The sequence below is a fragment of the Type-C symbiont of Plautia stali genome (genome assembly GCF_059730935.1).
This window is the reverse complement of record NZ_AP035923.1, coordinates 1,616,551-1,633,921: the sequence shown is the minus strand read 5'-3', so window position 1 is coordinate 1,633,921 and position 17,371 is coordinate 1,616,551. Positions and strand designations below refer to the sequence as shown.

The following is a 17,371-nucleotide window of genomic DNA, read 5'->3' as shown; positions in this document are numbered from 1 at the left end:
TCGTGCCTCACTCGGATGCCAACGACAAAATGGTTTCCTGGTCGGCCTCTTCTTTATCGAGGATGCCGGTTATACGTCCGCCGTGCATCACCATCACCCGGTCGCTCATGCCGAGAATCTCCGGCAGCTCAGAGGACACCATGATGATGGCCACGCCACGGTTAGCCAGTTCACTGATCAGGCGGTAGATTTCGGCTTTAGCGCCAACATCAATGCCGCGGGTTGGTTCATCGAGGATCAGAATCTTCGGTTGCGCCAGCAGCCAGCGCGCAATCAGCACCTTCTGCTGGTTACCGCCACTGAGGTTATTGATGATCTGATCCATGGTCGGCGTTTTAATATTGAGTTTGCGGATCTGCTCCATGCAGTCCTGCGCCATCTTCATGTGGCTAACGAAACCGCTTTTGCCGATGTAATCGGGCATATTGACGATGCTCATGTTCTCCAGCACTGACAACACGAGAAACAGCCCGGACTTTTTACGGTCTTCGGTGAGAAATGCCATGCCCTTCTCAATCGCCGTTGAGGGCGAATCGATTTTCACCGGCACACCATCAATCAGCACTTCACCGCTGTCGAAGCTTTCCATGCCGAACAGGCTCTCCATCACCTCGCTGCGTCCGGCACCCACCAGCCCGGCCACGCCGAGGATCTCGCCTTTGCGCACGCTGAAGCTGACATCGGTAAAGCGATCTTTGCAGGTCAGATTGCGCACCGTCAGCACTTCTTCGCCGATGGCACTGTTGAATTTAGGGAACAGCTGCGTCAGTTCGCGTCCCACCATCTGGGTGATCAGCGACTGACGGGTAAAGGCGGTGGTGCTGTTGCTGCCGACCCAGGTGCCGTCGCGGAAGATGCTGATCTCATCGGTGATGGCAAAAATTTCATCCATTTTATGGCTGATATAAATGATGGCTTTGCCCTGGGCACGCAGGTCGCGGATGATGGTGAACAGATGCGCCACTTCGGTTTCCGTCAGCGCCGAGGTCGGTTCATCCATAATCACGATGTCGGAGTTCCACGACACCGCTTTGGCAATTTCCACCATCTGCTGGGACGCAATGCTGAGCTCGCCGACCAGCCGATCGGCTTTCAGACGGATATTCAGCTTGTTAAGCAGTTCCTGCGTCTGCTGATTGAGCTTGCCGTGATCGACAAAGCCGTACTTCATCGGTTCACGACCGAGCCAGATATTCTCCGCCACGGTCATGTAAGGCACCAGATTCAGCTCCTGGTGAATCATGGAAATGCCGGAACGCAGCGCGTCCATGGTGTCCTGAAACTGCACTGGCTCCCCTTTAATGCGGATAGTGCCCTTATCGGGACGATACATCCCGATAAGGCATTTCATTAAAGTGGATTTGCCCGCGCCATTTTCACCCATCAGGGCATGTACCGACCCCGGCTTAATACGCAGTGAGACATTGTCGAGTGCCTTCACTCCGGGGAAGAACTTGCTGATGCCTTCGGCTTCAAGCGCAAAAGCGGTCATACATCACCTCCGTACGGCTAAGTCGGTTACGGTTTATTTCTGATTCTGACTGGCAAATTTTTCGTAGTTATCTTTGGTGATCAGCTGGAACGGGATATCGACCACTTTCTGCACTTTCTCGCCGTTAATCAGCTTGACCGCCGTCTGTACCGCGCCTTCACCCTGACCTTTCGCATCCTGGAAGACCGTGGCGACCATTTTGTCGTTCTTGATCATCTGCAGTGCATCCGGTGTACCATCCACACCCGCGACCAGAATGTGATTCGGGTTTTTGCCCAGCGCCTGCAGCGCACCGATCGCCATTTCATCGTTGTTAGAGGCAATGGCCTGAATGTCATCGCCGGCGGTCAGCCAGTTACTCACCACGTCCACCGCATCATTACGGGTGAATTTGGCGGTCTGTTTCTGTACCACTTTAATGCCCGGATATTTGGCGACCACCGCTTCCACGCCTTTGGTGCGTTCACGGGTTGATTCGTTAGCCAGGTCACCCAGCAGAATCGCCACGTTGCCTTTGCCGTTCATCTTTTTCGCCAGCGCTTCCATCTGCAGACGGCCTGCCAGTTCAGAATCCGAACCGACGAACGCCATTTTGTCTTTCAGCTCACCCGATGGTTTGCGGTTGACGAATACCAGAGGCACACCGGCCTTAGCGGCGGCATCCACCAGCGGTTTCACCGCATTGGTATCGACCGGGTTCACGATGATGGCGTCAACACCCTGACCAATGAAGTTCTGCACCTGCTGCAGCTGCTGGGCCACGTCGCCTTTGGCGTCTTCAACCTGGCCTTTGATATTGTCTTTTTGCATCTCTTTCTGCATGGCTGTGCGCAGGATGGTGAGGAAGTTGTCATCAAACAGCGCCATAGAAACGCCCAGCTGGATATCTTTTGCCATCACAGCGGCAGGTAACATGCAAGCTAACAGGGAAGTCACTAACGCTTTTTTGAATTTCATAGGTAACCCTTCTTATTTGTTAACGTGCTCAGGTTGGCTGAGTCCGCGAATGAAAAATATCTTTTACATTCACTCAACGTCGCTGGCGTTTTTTTTCTGTTCGTAGAGGTAAGGCTTCTGGTCTGACGCTATCGGTACCGTGCTGCTCCTTTTTTCAACATCTTCCTTATCAATATGTTACTTTCGAAAGAAGCGTTGAGCGGACAAAACTCGTTTCGGGCGTGATGATAAGCAGTTCATTTGTTTCATCCTTTCTTCTTTTGAAATTTTCATCATAAAAGCACTGAAATGATTGTTTTAAAATCGGCAAATAACAAAACTTTGACACGCATCTAACATCTCAAAGGAAATGCGTTTAAAGTGAGATCTTGCTGGCAGTTTGAAATCTGCCCATTCAAGGCAGAAAAGCAGCAATCCGCTGCTTTTACGCGCACTTAAACCAGAAGTGTGCGATCGGGCTTTGACAACGGGGATCGGCATCGCTAATATTCGCCTCGTTCCAACGATTCCTCTGTAGTTCAGTCGGTAGAACGGCGGACTGTTAATCCGTATGTCACTGGTTCGAGTCCAGTCAGAGGAGCCAGATTTAAAGAAGCCCGCTCAGGGAAACCTGAGCGGGCTTTTTGTTGTGGTGAGTTTGCTGGGCGATGGAAGATGATACGGGCCGCTAAATCAAACCCGCCGGACTGATGTCAGCCACCCTTTTATTTTATAACGTTTTGCCCAGGCAAATGGCCTCTTCCCGGCCGCGGTAGGGTCCGTAATTTTCTCTCTGCCGGTAACCCTGCCTGATATAAAAATCCACGGCGCGCTGATTAACATGCCGGGTTTCCAGCCACAGTTCACGATATCCCAGGGTTTTTGCCGCGGCTTCCAGAGTGCTGAGCAAGGCGCAGCCGATGCCCGGCAAACTGCGGTCGGAGAACATCCTTTTCAGTTCAGCGATCCCGGCAGCCACCGGCCGTAACGCGCCGCAGCCGACGGCCGTGCCCTGCGCATCTCTCGCGATCACCCACAACGCGCCTTCACCCTGAAAGGTGTCAACGCTGGCGCGGCTGTTTCCGCCATCGCCAGTGATAGCCGCAAGCTCTGCGGAGAGTTTTTCAATCAGCCACTGTGATTCCGCCGAGCGCGGGTCTGCGTGTTCAATCTTCACCATCGTGATACCTGTATTAAAGGAGGCTGCTGTGGCGCTACCAGACTGACCTGACACCTACAATAGGTGTTGTTCGTCACCACCCGCTGCAATATCTGGCAGGCAAGTCCGGCGTTACCCAATATGCTTCTCTTCCTTGCCTGCCAGCGCTTCTTCACTCTCTATCATTGCAAAGAATAACTCGAGCTGCCCGAGCATCATCGACGCGGCCACCGATAACTGGCGTTGTGGTGCCACGCACAGTGACAGAGTAAAGGGTTTTAATACCGTGTCGATCAGCGGAATGAATTTCAGTTCTCCCCGGCGATATTCATCAACAATATCCAGCCAGCACATCAGGCTGATACCAACATCATCACGCACTAACGATCGCAGCATATGAATGTTATTGGTGCGCCCCACTTCCTTCAGGCGAATGCCAGAACTGTTAATGAGCGCTTCCAGCGGATCGGCCAGCATCAATGGCGCGGCGGGCACAATAAACGGCCAGGGTTCGCAATGGCTAAAGCGAATAGCTTCCAGCGCTGCCAGGGGATGATGTCGGCTAACCACAATCCCCAGACGCAGATCGGCAAAGGATTTCACCAGCAGTTCACGCGAGCTTTGTGGGTTGAGCATGATGCCAAAATCCGCATCACCGGCGGTCAGCGCATTCGCGATATGGATATTGCTCATGGTGGTGAGGGTAAACGAAATGCCCGGATAGTCTTCACGGATACGCTGCAGGATTGAGGAGAAAAAACCGCGGTTAATGGCATCAATGGTGGCGATATGTACATGACCATGTCGCAAGCCACGCAGATCCTCTAATTGGGTACAAACACGACCAAAATCACGTTGCCAGTTTTTGGCCGCATTAAACAGGATTTCGCCAGCGGCAGTCATACATAAACCTGATGGATGGCGTTCAAACAACGGCATATCCAGCTGTTCCTCCACGCGCAAAATCTGCCGGTCGATAGAGGAGGCAGAGACGTGCAACACCTCGGAAGCCTTACGTAGCGAACCCTGGCGTGCCACTTCGGTGAAATAAATCAGAAAACGTGAGAAGGCAAACATAGTGGGTGCTCTCTTTTTTGCAACGCATCATGCGAATTAAACAGATGGACGCTTACACAACGGCAAAATAATAATCGCATCCATGATAAAGACAAGGGTATGCGCGGCGCTAACGCTGATGACAGCCCTGCAAAGACAGGCTGATTATGAAATCAACACACCTGGCTGTCACCGTCATCGCAAAGCAGTCCAACGGTGCTGGCAATCTGTTACTGACGCTGGAGAGTGCCAGCGACCAACCGCTGCCGCCTTTTACACCGGGCGCGCACATTGATGTCCACCTGCCGGCGGGAGGGGTGCGTCAATACTCACTGTGTTCGCCAGCCAGTGCCGCTGGCTATGAAATCTGCGTGCGTCTTGATCCCGCCTCGACAGGCGGTTCCCGCTGGCTGCATCAACAGCTGAATGTCGGCGATGCGTTAACCCTGTCGGCACCGCGTAACCACTTTCCGCTACCGGATGCACCGCGCACCTTATTATTTGCTGCCGGTATTGGCCTGACGCCACTGCTGGTCATGGCAGAAGCGCTGGCCGGGCGGCAGGCTGAATTCATGCTGCATATCTACCTCAAACATCATGATGAACTGGCGTTTGCGACACGTCTGGCGCAGCTCGGTGAGCGTGTCGTCATTCACTACAGTAGCGAAGGCGACAGCCTGCGCACCCGGATACCTGACGATCTGGAAACATCGGCCAACAGCGCGCTGGTTGCCTGCGGACCAGCTGGCTTCATGCACCACCTGCAGCAGCAAGCGCTGGAACGCGGCTGGCAGCCGGATCAATGGCACAGCGAACGTTTCAATCCTGCAGCCTCCCTGATCACCGCAGGTGATAGCTTCGACGTGGAGATTGCCTCTTCCGGCGCACGTTATACCGTTGGACAGGCTCAAAGCATTGCCGGGGTGCTGGAAGCGGCGGGTATCGACATCGAACTCTCCTGTGAGCAAGGCATGTGTGGTGCCTGCATTACGGGTGTTTTGTCGGGTGAACCCGATCACCGCGACGAGGTGTTAAGCCCAAAAGAGCGTGCCGCGAATGACTGCATCGTTCTGTGCTGCTCACGCGCACGCTCTCCGCTTCTGGTACTGGACTTATGAACATCTATCCAGGCGCAACCGGCGCACGTTTACCCCGCTGGCTCCTGCCAGACAGCTGGCCACAGCAGGACAATCAGCCGCAGCTGGCGACGTTACATTTTCACGCTGACGGGCTGCAGTTCGCGCCCTGTGAAGGAGCGTATGCTGATTATTTGCCCCTCAATGGCGCTCTGGTGCTTCCCGCCCTGATCGAACCGCATGCGCATCTGGACAAAACGTTCACCTTCGAGCGCAGCCCGGCACGCCAGCCCGGTTTGCTGGCTGCGATTACCGCGATGCACCAGGATCGCGTGCACTGGAGCCGTGCAGACCTGCATCAGCGCGCGCATCAGGCGTTGCAATGGGCGGTAGAGAGCGGCGTGGGTTTATTGCGCACCCACGTCGATTGGTTCAGCGCGCAGGCGCCGCTGGCGTGGCAGGTTATTGGTGAGTTACAGCATCCTTTATGTCGTATCGAACGCGTGGCCCTCGCCCCGCTGAGTTTTTTCGCCAGCGCGGATGATGCGCAGCATATTGCCGCTCAGGTGGCCATCAGCGGTCCGGGCGCACTTCTGGGTGGTTTCATTCACAGCAGCAACTGGGATGCGCAAGCCTTCTCACATCTTCTGCAAGCTGCCGAACAGTGGCAGCTCGATATCGACCTGCACATTGATGAAGAGTTGAATGCTGATGCCCAGGGCATGCGCTGGCTGGCGAACTACCTGCAACAACATCCGTTCAGTGGTCATATTACCTGCAGCCACAGCTGCGCGCTGTCGCAACAGGAAGATGCGCTACAGATTCTTGATCGGCTGGCCCTGCACCAGGTGACGCTGATCGCTCTGCCCCTGACCAACCTGCTGTTACAGGACGCCGTGCCCCATCGCACACCGCTTCAGCGTGGATTAACGCTGGTGAAAGAAGCGCAGGCGCGTGGAATTTCACTGCTGCTGGGCGCTGACAACGTGCAGGACGCCTTCTGCCCTCTCGGCAGTTACGACCCCCTCGATACCCTGTTCAGTGGGGTATTGAGCCTGCAGTTGGGAGCTGCCTTTGATGAAGCCTCTCAGCTCATCTGCCAGCCCGACGCTTTCCGTCACAACGATATGGTGATTTTTCCGCATGCCGATACAGCAAGCTGGCCGCTACGCCAGCGCCAGCGCCAGCGCTATCGGCTTAAACAAGGCGTGCGTTATGGAGAAGAAACTGATGACGCTAGATGAAGGGGCGGGTAAGCCGCTGGCGAAATATGCGGCATGGCGACGCGTCGGCGACTTTATTTTTCTCTCCGGCATTATTCCGGTGAATCCGCAAACCGCGACGATCGTGCGCGGTTACAGCGATATCCCCGAAGCAGCGCAACGGCTGCTGGGACGCAGTGGTGAATTTTCTACCGATTTCAAAGAAGGTCCAATCCTGGCACAAAGCTGGTATGTGCTGGAGAGCATCCGCACCACCCTTGAAAGCGCCGGAGGGCAGATGAGTGATGTTTTCAAACTGGTGCAGTACTTTCGCAATCTGGACCATTTCCCGCACTACAGCCGGGTGCGCAAGCAGTTCTTCCCGGATGAACCGCCGGTGTCAACGGTGGTGCAGGTCAGTGAAATGCTGCCGAGTCCGGACGTACTAATTGAAGTTGAAGCCACAGCGTGGTTGCCACAATAACGCGAGGAAACAGTATGTTGCATGGTTATATCCCGGCAAACCGCTTTTTGCCGTACCTGAGCTGGACCGATATCGCCACACTGGATAATAAAGCCAACACGGTGATTGTGTTACCGACCGGCGCCATCGAACAGCATGGTCCCCATCTGCCGTGTGCCGTAGACAGCGTCATTTCATCGGGCGTGGTCGGGCATGCCCTGGCACGTTTACCCGCGGACATCCCGGCTTACGCCATTCCGCCGATCACCTATGGCAAATCCGATGAGCACCTGCACTTTCCCGGCACGCTGACGCTGACCGGGGAAACTTTGTTACATACCATTCTGGAGATTGGTGAATCCCTTTATCGCGCCGGTTTCCGCAAGTTTTTAATGGTGAATGGCCATGGCGGGCAGCCACAGCCGCTGCAGATGGCCGCACGCGAACTCCGTCTGCGACACGGTGACATGATCATCATCATGCAAGACACCTTCAAAGTGCCCAACTGTGCCGAAAGTTTTATGGACGACAAAGAGCGTCAAATGGCGATGCATGCCGGTCATGCGGAAACCGCACTGATGCTGGCACTCGCCCCCGACACCGTGCAGATGAGCAAAGCCGTGGCGAATTATCCGCCTGCATTCCCTTGCCCGACGCTCTCGACCAGTAAACCCATGGCGGCATGGGCTTCTTATGATTTCGGCCCCAGCGGCGTGATTGGCGATCCACTGCCGTCCACGCCCGAACAAGGCGCGGCGATTCTGGATTCGCTGGCGGAAAGTTGGGCACAGGTAATCACCGAAATGCATCAAATGAGCTGGGTAACCCGCGCTGAACCGGCATGGGGCACAGGTCACTGGCAGGGCAAAGTATTAGACCACAACGACGCTGCATCACTCTTAACACCGCGCTAACCGGGGGATCACGATGAATAAAAAATTAAGCATGATTGCCGCACTGTCGCTGGCGCTGTCGGCCCAGAGCATGGCGGCGGAGAAATTCACCTTTATGACCAACTGGTATGCGCAAGCAGAGCATGGCGGTTTTTATCAGGCACTGGCGCAGAACCTGTATAAAGATGCCGGGCTGGACGTCACCATTAAAATGGGTGGTCCCCAGGTTCACACCATGCAGTTGATGGCGGCGGGTCAGGCAGACTGCATCATTAGCGATAACATGCAGGCGCTTGAATCCTGGCAGCAGGGTGTTGAAGCCGTGCCCGTTGCCACTACGTTCCAGCACTCGGCAATTGCTTTTCTCACCCATCCTGATGTGAAAGATAAAGCGGATCTGCAGGGTAAAACCTTCCTGCTGGCGGCGGAAGCTTATACCTCCTACTGGCCATGGGCGCAGAGTGCGCTCAGCCTGAAGAATGCGCGCGTGCGCCCGTACACGTTCAGCATCCAGCCATTCCTCGCAGACAAAACGCTGGTGCAGCAGGGTTATATCACCTCGGAACCTTTTGCTGTGCAGAAAGCCCATGCGCAAGCCAATGTCTACCCGATCAGCGAATGGGGTTACCCGCCCTACGGCAACAGCATTGTGTGCATGAAATCAACCATTGAAAAACGTCCGCAGGCGGTAGCCGCATTCGTTAAAGCCTCAATGCAGGGCTGGAAAAACTATCTGCAGGATCCGAGCGCTGGCAACGTCCTCATCAGGAAAGAGAATCCACAGATGAGCGAGGAGCAGATCGCCTTCGGTATCGCCCAGATGAAGAAATACCAGATGGTGACGGGCGGCGACGCGCAAACGGCGGGTATCGGTATTATTACCGAGCCACGGCTAAAACAGACATGGCAGCTGCTGGTGGATAACAAGCTAATCGATCCGGCCAAAGTGCCGTTTGCGGGTAGCTACACGCTGCAGTTCATCAAAGACGTTAAGGTCATGCCATGAACACCGCCAGCAACATAACGCCGATTAATCCGGACAGCCAGCCACGGCCTGCCGCGCCGCCGGCGATTGAGGTGCTCTCCGCGGAGAAAATCTATCCCAACGGGACGCGGGCACTGCTGCCGGTGGAACTGACCGTGCGCCAGGGCGAGTTTGTTTCACTGCTCGGCCCTTCCGGCTGTGGCAAAAGTACCTTGCTGAAAATGATTGCCGGCTTAATTGAACCCAGTGATGGCAAACTGATGCTATTTCGTCGCGATCGTCGGGAGAATCAACGCGATCTGCCGCTTTCCTTTGTGTTTCAGGAAGCCACCCTGATGCCGTGGAGCAGCGTGCATAAGAATGTACGCCTGCCGTTGGATCTGGCGGGGGTACCACGCGGTGAAGCCGACACCCGGGTGCGCGAGATTCTGGCACTGGTTGGCCTGGGTCAGTTTGGTCATGTACTGCCACGCGAGCTTTCCGGTGGCATGCAGATGCGGGTGTCAATTGCCCGTGGTTTAGTGACGCGTCCCCGGGTGCTGTTGATGGATGAGCCCTTTGGCGCGCTGGACGAAATCACCCGCAACAAACTGGACAGCGACCTGCTCGATTTGTGGCAGGAGCAAAAGCTTACAGTAGTTTTTGTGACCCACTCGATTCAGGAAGCCGTATTCCTGTCGCAGCGTGTGATTATGATGGCCGCGCGACCGGGTCGCGTTGTTGATGATATTCGCATTGAAACCAGCCTGCCGCGTGATGATGCGTTTCGTGTCAGTCAGCCGTTTACCCATTATGCGCAGCTGTTGCAGCGCGGCCTGCTCGCAGCCAGTCAGGAGAGCAAAGCATGAAACCGCTTGCAGCAAACCGTAAATTTCAACAATGGCTGTTTCCGGCGGTGGTCGCCATTGCCATGCTGTTACTGTGGCAGTTTCTGGTCACCGCGTTTAAGGTGCCCGCCTTTCTGGTCCCTTCTCCACTCATCGTGGCGCAAAGCCTGGCGCAAAACTTTCCGGCGTTGTTTATGTCTTTACTTTACACGCTGAAAATCACGGTGATCTCGTTTGTGCTGGCGACGGTTATTGGCTCCATCATTGCGTTTTTACTGGTGCAGAATCGGTTTATCGAGACGGCGTTATTTCCTTATATTGTCTTTCTGCAGGTAACGCCGATTGTCGCCATTGCGCCGCTGATCATTATTTGGGTGAAAGACACCACGTTGTCCCTGGTGGTGTGCGCCACCCTGATGGCGGTATTCCCGATCATTTCAAACACCACACAAGGTTTACGTAGCGTGTCTCCGGGGCTACTGAGCTATTTCAGGCTAAACCATGCATCCCGCCTGCAAATTTTAATACGCCTGCGCATTCCATCGGCGTTGCCCTACTTCTTTGGTGCGTTGCGCATCTCCAGTGGCTTGTCGCTGATTGGCGCGGTGGTCGCGGAGTTTGTTGCAGGCACCGGCGGCACGGATACCGGGCTGGCCTATCAGATCCTACAGGCTGGCTATCAACTCAATATTCCGCTGATGTTTGCCGCATTGTTACTGATTTCCCTGGCCGGCTTCCTGCTCTTTGCTCTGATGTCGTGGCTCACGCGCCGCGTACTGGCAGCATGGCATGAGAGTGAATTGAGCCCGAGTTAATGCAACACGGGCGGATCATCAACCGCCCATCACCTCTTCGACTGACAGGAGCTATACATGTCTGAACCCGATCGCCAGTCTGCACTGGCGGCGCTGGTCGCGGCGTTGCCGGAATTTGACTGGATTAAAGAAGCGCCGAAAGTAAAACGTCTGTCACGTGACTTTCACTGGTTTAGCCCGGTGCTTAAACACCAGCTGGAAGAGAAGTTCGCCGAGCTGGCTGTTCGTCCACGCGATGAGAACGAACTGCTTGCCGTTGTGGCAGCCTGTGCAAAAGCCCGTATCCCACTGAATCTCCGGGGTGGCGGCACCGGCAACTACGGCCAGCTGATTCCGCTGGAGGGCGGTGTCATGGTCGACATGACACGCCTGAACAGCGTCACCGCCATGGGTAGCGGTACGGTGCGCGCGCAGGCTGGCATTCGTCTGGGCGATCTCGAAGCACATACTCGCCCGCATGGCTGGGAGCTGCGTTGCATGCCCTCAACCTGGAAACTTGCCACGCTGGGTGGTTTGTTTGGCGGCGGTTTTGGCGGAGTAGGATCGATTAACTACGGTCCGCTGGCCGCGCCAGGCAACGTGCTGTCAATTCGTATGATGACGATGGAAGAGACACCGCGCATCATTACGTTGCAGGCACCGGATGCCCTGCTGTTGCATCATGCTTACGGCAGCAATGGCATCGTGCTGGAGATCGAGTTGGCACTGGCACCCTGCCACGACTGGATAGAGCGCCTGGATACCTTCGCCGATTTCCCCTCCGCGATGGCTTATGCCGATGCGCTGGCGCGTTCACCTGGCATTGTTAAACGTCAAATCGCGGTATTTGCCGCACCGGTGCTGGATTATTTCAGCGATTTAGCGGAGGCGCAGATTCGGGCTCAACATGGTGTCATTTCGGTGACCGGAAGCGAGAGTGATGGCCTGCTGCCCGCTATCCTCGCACAACACAACGGCCGTAATGCATTGCACTTTGCCGAAGGGGAAAATAGCGGCCATTCCCTGATTGAATATTGCTGGAACCACACCACCCTGCAGGCATTGAAGGTTGATAAAACCCTGACTTACCTGCAAACCGCTTACGCCGTGGATAATTACCATCAACAGGTGCTGGCAATGGAAGCTGAATTATCGGATGAGGTGATGTCACATATTGAATTTCTGCGCGACATGAACGGCGCGCTCACCTGTAGCGGCCTGCCATTAATCCGTTACAGCAGCCCGGAACGGCTCAATGCCATTATGGATATTTATCGTAGCCATAATGTGAAAATAAATAATCCGCATGTCATTCATATTGAGGATGGCAAACAAGGTATGGTGCGGCCTGATGTGGTTGCCCTAAAATCCGCCTGCGATCCTTACAACTTATTAAACCCCGGCAAGCTACGTGGCTGGGAAGTACGTGAAACCTTGCCGGCGGTACATATTCCCGGCGTTAATTGATCATCACTTTTTATTTACGGCATAACTCACCGCCGGGTGATCCTCTCACCCGGCTGGCATCGTTACGCTTTCCTCAACGGGTGTGTTTATTCAGGGATCATGCAATGAGAGCACTAAAACGTGTCGGTTTACTTGCGCTGTTTTTCCCCTTCGCGCCAGCAACACTGGCTGCGACACAAAGTAATATCAGCGACTGTCATTACGATGCCAGCGGTGTAGACAGCTTCAGCGATATATTCACCTGCGGTACCGTTAGCGGCAGTTTACGTACGCTCTACTACTCCACGCACAATGCCTATTTTTCCAAAGGCTTTAATCAGGACACCACCAGTTACGGCGGCAGTGTGAAATATGAAACGGCTCCCGCGTATGGTTTTCGTGCTGGCGTGAGCGCCATCTTTTTGCGGGGGATTGATCACCCGGATGAAGCGCATACCATCAGCGACATTGGTGATAATCAGACCAATATCGGGGAAGCTTATTTAAGCTGGCAACAGGATGATTTTAAAATTACTGCCGGCGATCAACGCATTAACATTCCCTTCGTCGGTGACTATGACTGGCGTATTACACCGATACTCTTCAGGGGCGTTGATGCCAATTATGGCGACAGCACCCAGTATTTGCATGCGACCAAAGTCTGGCGCTACAAACCCTGGGGCGACGATCAGTTCCTGGATACCACGGCCTATTCGGATATCGATGAGCGCACTAACGGCATGTGGGCGATAGGTGGCGGACAGGGCACGCAGTGGGATAACAAAAAACTTACCGGACAAGTGTGGTATCAGGAATATGCTGATTATTCCCGCGTTGTCTATGGCGAAAGTCATATGCAGTGGCAGGATACATTGTTGCAGCCGGATGTGGCTCTGCAGTTTATTCGCGGTACCAGCTTAGGGAAAGCGCTGGCCGGAGAGGTCAATAGCACCTCTTACGGTGCTCAGCTCGCGCTGAGTTTCACCCCTGCACTGAACTGGAAATTGGGCTACGACCATATTGCTGCCAGTCCCAATAGCTGGGGTAACGGTTCACTGGTGGTGCCTTATGCCCACAACAGTTCATCGGGTCCCTATTTCGCCCAGCCGTTTTTCACCAGTACCCAGGATCTTGGCAGTGGCAATGCATATATGACCAACCTGAACTACGTGCTTAATGAGCATCTTTCTCTGGGTACACAATATTCGTTTATGGATTTAAAACCCTCGGCACAGTCTGCCAGCATTAATCAGTCGGAATATCTGGTGTATTTCACCTGGGCGTTCAGCGGTGTATTAAAAGGATTAAGCGTGACCGATTTTGCCGGCGTGCAGACATCGCCTCTGTACGATTCACATTTCTGGCAGAATCGTTTGAGTTTGCAATATGACTTTTAATCATTCATTCCATCAGAATTAACTGTCTTTACCCGCTGTTCAGGATGAGTTGTTGATTAACCCAAAGGCCCCTTTAACAGGGGCCTGTTGAGTTTTTTGACGACATGCACCGCCAGCGCCTGATGCGAAGCATTTGTCTGCAGGAGAGCGTACTGCCGCAGACGTGTTTCTCAGTGCCGCCTGTCAATGCGCTGCACCAGCCGATCGCCGAGCCACTGGATACCGCACACCAGCACGATCAGTACGGCGATCACCGCCACCATCACCGCCGTGTCAAAACGCTGATAACCGTAGCGAATCGCCAGATCGCCCAGGCCGCCCGCCCCGATGGCGCCCGCCATTGCCGAGGCGCCGATCAGCGCCACCAGCGTGACGACAAAACCGGAAAGAATGCCCGGCAGCGCTTCCGGAATCAGCACCTCCCAGACAATACGTAATTTGCTGGCGCCCATGGCACGCACTGCATCAATCAGCCCGCGATCGACATCGCGCAGTGAAACTTCCGCTACCCGGGCAAAATAGGGCGTGGCGGTGATCGATAACGGCACAATTGCGGCCCAGGTGCCCAGAGAGGTGCCGACCAGCAGACGGGTAAAGGGAATCAGCGCCACCAGCAGAATAATGAACGGCAGCGAGCGAAAGCCATTGATCACCACACCCAGCAGGCGGTTGATGCTCCGGTTTTCAGCAATGCCGCCGGGGCTGGTCGTAACCAGAATCAGTCCCAGCGGTAATCCGGCCAGCAGCGAAAACAGGCCGGCCACCGTCGTCATCAGCAGCGTTTCACCCAACGCGTTGAGCAGTAAATCAATCATCACTGGCGACATAACCGACCAACTCCACCTGTGCCTGCTGCGCACGCAGCCAGCTGAGAACCTGATACTCATCGGCAGCGTTGGCGGCCGGGAGCGCAATAAAGAAACGCACTACCGCGTAGTGCTGAATGTGGTCGATGCCCCCCTGCAGCAGGCGAAATTTACCCTGCAGAGCGCTGGCAAACTGCGTCAGCAAATCCCCCTGCGCCGCCACACCAGCAAAGTGAACGCTATAGATCGCCTCACCTTCACGCTGTTCGCTGAGCCGCGCTGCGAGATTCTCCGGCAGCTGCGGCAGCAGCCCGCGCAGCAGCGTGCGCGTCAGCGCGGATTGCGGATGGGCGAACACCTGCCACACCGGGCCCTGCTCGACAATCTCCCCGGCGTCGATGACGGCCACGCGATGCGCCACGGATTTGATCACCTCCATCTCATGCGTGATCAGCAGAATGGTGATACCAAGCTGCTGATTGAGCGATTTCAGCAGCGCGAGAATCGAGCGGGTGGTTTCCGGATCGAGCGCCGACGTGGCTTCGTCACACAGCAGCAGCGCCGGGCTGGCGGCCAGCGCGCGGGCAATGCCGACGCGCTGTTTTTGTCCACCGGAGAGCGCCGCCGGATAGTGTCCGGCCTTGTCGCTCAACCCCACCAGCGCCAGCAGTTCCGCTACGCGCTGGTTGCGCTGTGCCTTTTCCATGCCAGCTATTTTCAGCGGCAGCGCCACATTCTGCGCCACGGTTTTTGCCGACAGCAGATTGAAGTGCTGAAACACCATGCCGACGCGACTGCGCACCGCCTGCAGCTGCTGTTCCGACAGACCGGTAATACGCCGCCCTTCAATCTCGATTACGCCTTCATCAGGCTGCTCCAGCCCGTTGAGACAGCGAATCAGCGTCGATTTTCCGGCGCCGCTGCGCCCGATCAGGCCAAGGATTTCGCCTTTTTGCACCGTCAGTGAGACATTGCGCAGCGCCTGTGTCTGGCCGAAACGGCGCGACACGCCCTGCAAACGCACCACGTTGCTGTGCTGCGCCACGCGCTCGCGTACTGTTGCCTCTTCGATCACGCCGCGCGCCACGGCGGTCAGGGGCACGGTGGCCTCGGAAAATAGCGTCATGGATGGGTTCCTTACCAGGCGGTTTCGCCCGTGCCTTTGTAGACCTTGTCAAACACCGTTTTGACGGCATCGTTCTGGTACGATGCCACCAGGGTTTTCACCCACGGGGCGCTGGCGTTCTCTTTTTTCACCGCGATGAAGTTGTTGTACGGATTGTCTTTCACCGGCTCCTGCGCGATACGATCCGACGCGGTCAGGCCGCTTTTCAGCGCCCAGTCGGTATTGACCACTGCTGCATCAAGATCCGGCACCGAGCGACCAATGATGCCGGAATCCAGCTCTTTGATTTTCAGGTGATGGGGATTGTCAGTGATGTCGGCCGTGGTGGCGGCAATGCCGACGCCCGGTTTGAGTTTGATCAGCCCCTGTTGCTGCAGCAGCACCAGACCGCGCGCCTCGTTCGACGGATCGTTAGGCACGCCGATTACCGCTCCGTCTTTCAGAGCGGCGGCACTTTTCACTTTCTTCGAATAGAGACCGATCGGCCAGACGGCGGTATCGCCGACGCGCACGATATCGTAATGATTGACCTTGATTTGATTATTCAGGAACGGCTTATGCTGGAAGGCATTGGCATCCACTTCACCATTCTGTAACGCTTCGTTGGGCTGATTATAATCATTGAAAATCACGGTCTTCACCGTCAGCCCTTTCGCGGCGGCCTGCTTGATCACTTCACGCCAGACGTCTTCGTCCTCGCCGCTCATGATACCGACCTTCACCGCGGTTTTATCCGCCGCCTGCGCCAAAGAAAACGGCGCGACCACGCTGCCGGCAACCAGTAACGCGCCGACGGTTAACAACAATTTCTTTTGGGCTGATGCGAAGCGTGTGTGCATAAATTATTTCCTGAGTGTTATTATTACGCGAGTCAAAATAAGCTGCCGTGATCGACAGATACGCGCAGTATACGCAGTTGCTTATTCCAGCATTATGATTTATCCGGGAATGCTATTCCTGAAATGAATAAAGCCATGCCGCCGCTCGTCGCGCCAAAAGGCCCCGGGCGGCTGTGCTACCATGCCTGTTTGATTGACCGTTATTGAGCGCTATGTCGGATACCACACCCAAACGTAAAAATGACCCGGAAGGGTTGAAAAAACGCATCCTCGCGGGTGCGCTGCAAACCTTCGCCGAATACGGTATGCAGGGCGCGCGAATGGAGCAGATTGCTGAACTGGCACAGACCACCAAGCGCATGGTGGTGTATCACTTCATCAACAAAGAGAAGCTGTATATTGAGGTGCTGGAGCAGGTGTATCAGGCGATTCGCCAGCATGAAACCGGCCTGAATCTTACTACGCTGGAGCCGGAAGAGGCGATGATCAAACTGGTGGAAGCCAGTTTTGACTATCACGTCACGCATCCCGATTTTATGCGCCTGGTGTGTACCGAAAACCTGCTGCGCGGGCGTTACATCATGCAGTCGGAGCGCATCAAAGCGATGAACAAAAGTACCCTCGATTTGCTGGATGACATCCTGTCTCGCGGCCAGCGTCAGGGCATCTTTATCGACGGCCTGGATACCGTGGACGTACACCGCCTGCTCAGCAGTATTTGTGTGCATCATGTCTCCAACCGCTACACCTTCCACACGCTGTTTACCCCCCACGACAGTGAAGAGGACAGTATTCGCCGCAACCGTCAGCTGGCGGTGACGGCCACGCTACGCTATATCCGCAAAGCCCCGTAATCTGCGGGTTCGCTGTGATG

17 protein-coding genes and 1 tRNA gene are annotated in these 17,371 nt (G+C 55.2%); 11 read left to right on the top strand and 7 right to left on the bottom strand.

Annotated features, from left to right (window positions below; genetic code table 11):
- Positions 1–7 precede the first annotated feature (7 nt).
- Positions 8–1,492 carry a sugar ABC transporter ATP-binding protein gene (locus AC6I7J_RS07415; RefSeq protein WP_021509786.1) on the bottom strand — a complete coding sequence of 495 codons (1,485 nt, stop codon included), beginning with the start codon at positions 1,490–1,492 and terminating at the stop codon, positions 8–10.
- 33 nt (positions 1,493–1,525) lie between these two features.
- Entirely contained in the window at positions 1,526–2,449 is a 924-nt protein-coding gene (locus tag AC6I7J_RS07410; protein WP_058777951.1) for a sugar ABC transporter substrate-binding protein, read from the bottom strand.
- Between the two features lie 507 nt (positions 2,450–2,956).
- Between AC6I7J_RS07410 and AC6I7J_RS07405 the strand changes: the two genes are divergently transcribed.
- Positions 2,957–3,032: transfer RNA gene (locus AC6I7J_RS07405), tRNA-Asn, on the top strand.
- A 126-nt stretch (positions 3,033–3,158) separates the two neighbouring features.
- On the opposite strand, the gene AC6I7J_RS07400 is transcribed toward AC6I7J_RS07405, so the two are convergent.
- Complete coding sequence (locus tag AC6I7J_RS07400) at positions 3,159–3,608, bottom strand: GNAT family N-acetyltransferase (RefSeq protein WP_498007057.1); 450 nt, start codon at positions 3,606–3,608, stop codon at positions 3,159–3,161.
- Positions 3,609–3,719: 111 nt separating this feature from the next.
- A complete protein-coding gene (locus AC6I7J_RS07395; protein WP_222951880.1) occupies positions 3,720–4,664 on the bottom strand; it encodes a LysR family transcriptional regulator in 945 nt (314 codons plus the stop codon).
- 146 nt (positions 4,665–4,810) lie between these two features.
- On the opposite strand from AC6I7J_RS07395, the gene AC6I7J_RS07390 reads away from it, so the two are divergent.
- From AC6I7J_RS07390 to AC6I7J_RS07350, 9 genes are all read left to right on the top strand, one after another.
- Positions 4,811–5,761: a PDR/VanB family oxidoreductase gene (locus tag AC6I7J_RS07390; RefSeq protein WP_498007056.1), complete on the top strand. Its 951-nt coding sequence runs from the start codon at positions 4,811–4,813 to the stop codon at positions 5,759–5,761.
- A complete protein-coding gene (locus AC6I7J_RS07385; RefSeq protein WP_498007055.1) occupies positions 5,758–6,963 on the top strand; it encodes an amidohydrolase family protein in 1,206 nt (401 codons plus the stop codon). Before AC6I7J_RS07390 ends, AC6I7J_RS07385 begins: the two co-directional genes overlap by 4 nt.
- Positions 6,950–7,405 carry a RidA family protein gene (locus tag AC6I7J_RS07380; protein WP_088518078.1) on the top strand — a complete coding sequence of 152 codons (456 nt, stop codon included), beginning with the start codon at positions 6,950–6,952 and terminating at the stop codon, positions 7,403–7,405. The genes AC6I7J_RS07385 and AC6I7J_RS07380 overlap by 14 nt, the downstream gene beginning before the upstream one ends.
- A gap of 14 nt (positions 7,406–7,419) precedes the next feature.
- The gene (locus AC6I7J_RS07375) at positions 7,420–8,298 is read left to right on the top strand and encodes a creatininase family protein (RefSeq protein ID WP_088518059.1); all 879 of its coding nucleotides are present in this window, start codon (positions 7,420–7,422) and stop codon (positions 8,296–8,298) included.
- 13 nt (positions 8,299–8,311) lie between these two features.
- Positions 8,312–9,283: an ABC transporter substrate-binding protein gene (locus AC6I7J_RS07370; protein WP_088518058.1), complete on the top strand. Its 972-nt coding sequence runs from the start codon at positions 8,312–8,314 to the stop codon at positions 9,281–9,283.
- Positions 9,280–10,110, top strand: coding sequence for an ABC transporter ATP-binding protein (locus AC6I7J_RS07365; RefSeq protein WP_088518057.1), 831 nt, complete (start codon positions 9,280–9,282; stop codon positions 10,108–10,110). Before AC6I7J_RS07370 ends, AC6I7J_RS07365 begins: the two co-directional genes overlap by 4 nt.
- Entirely contained in the window at positions 10,107–10,904 is a 798-nt protein-coding gene (locus tag AC6I7J_RS07360; protein WP_166720703.1) for an ABC transporter permease, read from the top strand. The genes AC6I7J_RS07365 and AC6I7J_RS07360 overlap by 4 nt, the downstream gene beginning before the upstream one ends.
- 57 nt (positions 10,905–10,961) lie before the next feature.
- Positions 10,962–12,350 carry an FAD-binding oxidoreductase gene (locus AC6I7J_RS07355; protein WP_132466813.1) on the top strand — a complete coding sequence of 463 codons (1,389 nt, stop codon included), beginning with the start codon at positions 10,962–10,964 and terminating at the stop codon, positions 12,348–12,350.
- Between the two features lie 104 nt (positions 12,351–12,454).
- Positions 12,455–13,726 (top strand): TonB-dependent receptor, encoded by a 1,272-nt coding sequence (locus AC6I7J_RS07350; protein ID WP_346302972.1) that lies wholly within the window; start codon positions 12,455–12,457, stop codon positions 13,724–13,726.
- 170 nt (positions 13,727–13,896) lie between these two features.
- Here AC6I7J_RS07350 and AC6I7J_RS07345 read toward each other — a convergent pair whose 3' ends face one another.
- From AC6I7J_RS07345 to AC6I7J_RS07335, 3 genes are read right to left on the bottom strand one after another with little or no spacing between them, the layout of a single operon-like run.
- Positions 13,897–14,553 (bottom strand): methionine ABC transporter permease, encoded by a 657-nt coding sequence (locus AC6I7J_RS07345; protein ID WP_211727413.1) that lies wholly within the window; start codon positions 14,551–14,553, stop codon positions 13,897–13,899.
- Positions 14,534–15,658, bottom strand: coding sequence for a methionine ABC transporter ATP-binding protein (locus AC6I7J_RS07340; RefSeq protein WP_150058634.1), 1,125 nt, complete (start codon positions 15,656–15,658; stop codon positions 14,534–14,536). Before AC6I7J_RS07340 ends, AC6I7J_RS07345 begins: the two co-directional genes overlap by 20 nt.
- 11 nt (positions 15,659–15,669) lie before the next feature.
- Entirely contained in the window at positions 15,670–16,497 is an 828-nt protein-coding gene (locus AC6I7J_RS07335) for a MetQ/NlpA family ABC transporter substrate-binding protein (protein WP_498007054.1), read from the bottom strand.
- A 212-nt stretch (positions 16,498–16,709) separates the two neighbouring features.
- On the opposite strand from AC6I7J_RS07335, the gene AC6I7J_RS07330 reads away from it, so the two are divergent.
- Positions 16,710–17,351 (top strand): TetR/AcrR family transcriptional regulator, encoded by a 642-nt coding sequence (locus tag AC6I7J_RS07330; RefSeq protein WP_021509768.1) that lies wholly within the window; start codon positions 16,710–16,712, stop codon positions 17,349–17,351.
- Positions 17,352–17,371: the final 20 nt, after the last annotated feature.

Bases quoted from the DNA above. Each gene is read 5' to 3' on its own strand.
- AC6I7J_RS07375 (WP_088518059.1), top strand. From the start codon at position 7,420: ATGTTGCATGGTTATATCCCGGCAAACCGCTTTTTGCCGTACCTGAGC.
- AC6I7J_RS07335 (WP_498007054.1), bottom strand. From the start codon at position 16,497: ATGCACACACGCTTCGCATCAGCCCAAAAGAAATTGTTGTTAACCGTC.
- AC6I7J_RS07330 (WP_021509768.1), top strand. From the start codon at position 16,710: ATGTCGGATACCACACCCAAACGTAAAAATGACCCGGAAGGGTTGAAA.
- AC6I7J_RS07365 (WP_088518057.1), top strand. From the start codon at position 9,280: ATGAACACCGCCAGCAACATAACGCCGATTAATCCGGACAGCCAGCCA.
- AC6I7J_RS07360 (WP_166720703.1), top strand. From the start codon at position 10,107: ATGAAACCGCTTGCAGCAAACCGTAAATTTCAACAATGGCTGTTTCCG.
- AC6I7J_RS07410 (WP_058777951.1), bottom strand. From the start codon at position 2,449: ATGAAATTCAAAAAAGCGTTAGTGACTTCCCTGTTAGCTTGCATGTTA.
- AC6I7J_RS07415 (WP_021509786.1), bottom strand. From the start codon at position 1,492: ATGACCGCTTTTGCGCTTGAAGCCGAAGGCATCAGCAAGTTCTTCCCC.
- AC6I7J_RS07390 (WP_498007056.1), top strand. From the start codon at position 4,811: ATGAAATCAACACACCTGGCTGTCACCGTCATCGCAAAGCAGTCCAAC.
- AC6I7J_RS07345 (WP_211727413.1), bottom strand. From the start codon at position 14,553: ATGTCGCCAGTGATGATTGATTTACTGCTCAACGCGTTGGGTGAAACG.
- AC6I7J_RS07370 (WP_088518058.1), top strand. From the start codon at position 8,312: ATGAATAAAAAATTAAGCATGATTGCCGCACTGTCGCTGGCGCTGTCG.
- AC6I7J_RS07395 (WP_222951880.1), bottom strand. From the start codon at position 4,664: ATGTTTGCCTTCTCACGTTTTCTGATTTATTTCACCGAAGTGGCACGC.
- AC6I7J_RS07385 (WP_498007055.1), top strand. From the start codon at position 5,758: ATGAACATCTATCCAGGCGCAACCGGCGCACGTTTACCCCGCTGGCTC.
- AC6I7J_RS07355 (WP_132466813.1), top strand. From the start codon at position 10,962: ATGTCTGAACCCGATCGCCAGTCTGCACTGGCGGCGCTGGTCGCGGCG.
- AC6I7J_RS07350 (WP_346302972.1), top strand. From the start codon at position 12,455: ATGAGAGCACTAAAACGTGTCGGTTTACTTGCGCTGTTTTTCCCCTTC.
- AC6I7J_RS07340 (WP_150058634.1), bottom strand. From the start codon at position 15,658: ATGACGCTATTTTCCGAGGCCACCGTGCCCCTGACCGCCGTGGCGCGC.
- AC6I7J_RS07380 (WP_088518078.1), top strand. From the start codon at position 6,950: ATGACGCTAGATGAAGGGGCGGGTAAGCCGCTGGCGAAATATGCGGCA.
- AC6I7J_RS07400 (WP_498007057.1), bottom strand. From the start codon at position 3,608: ATGGTGAAGATTGAACACGCAGACCCGCGCTCGGCGGAATCACAGTGG.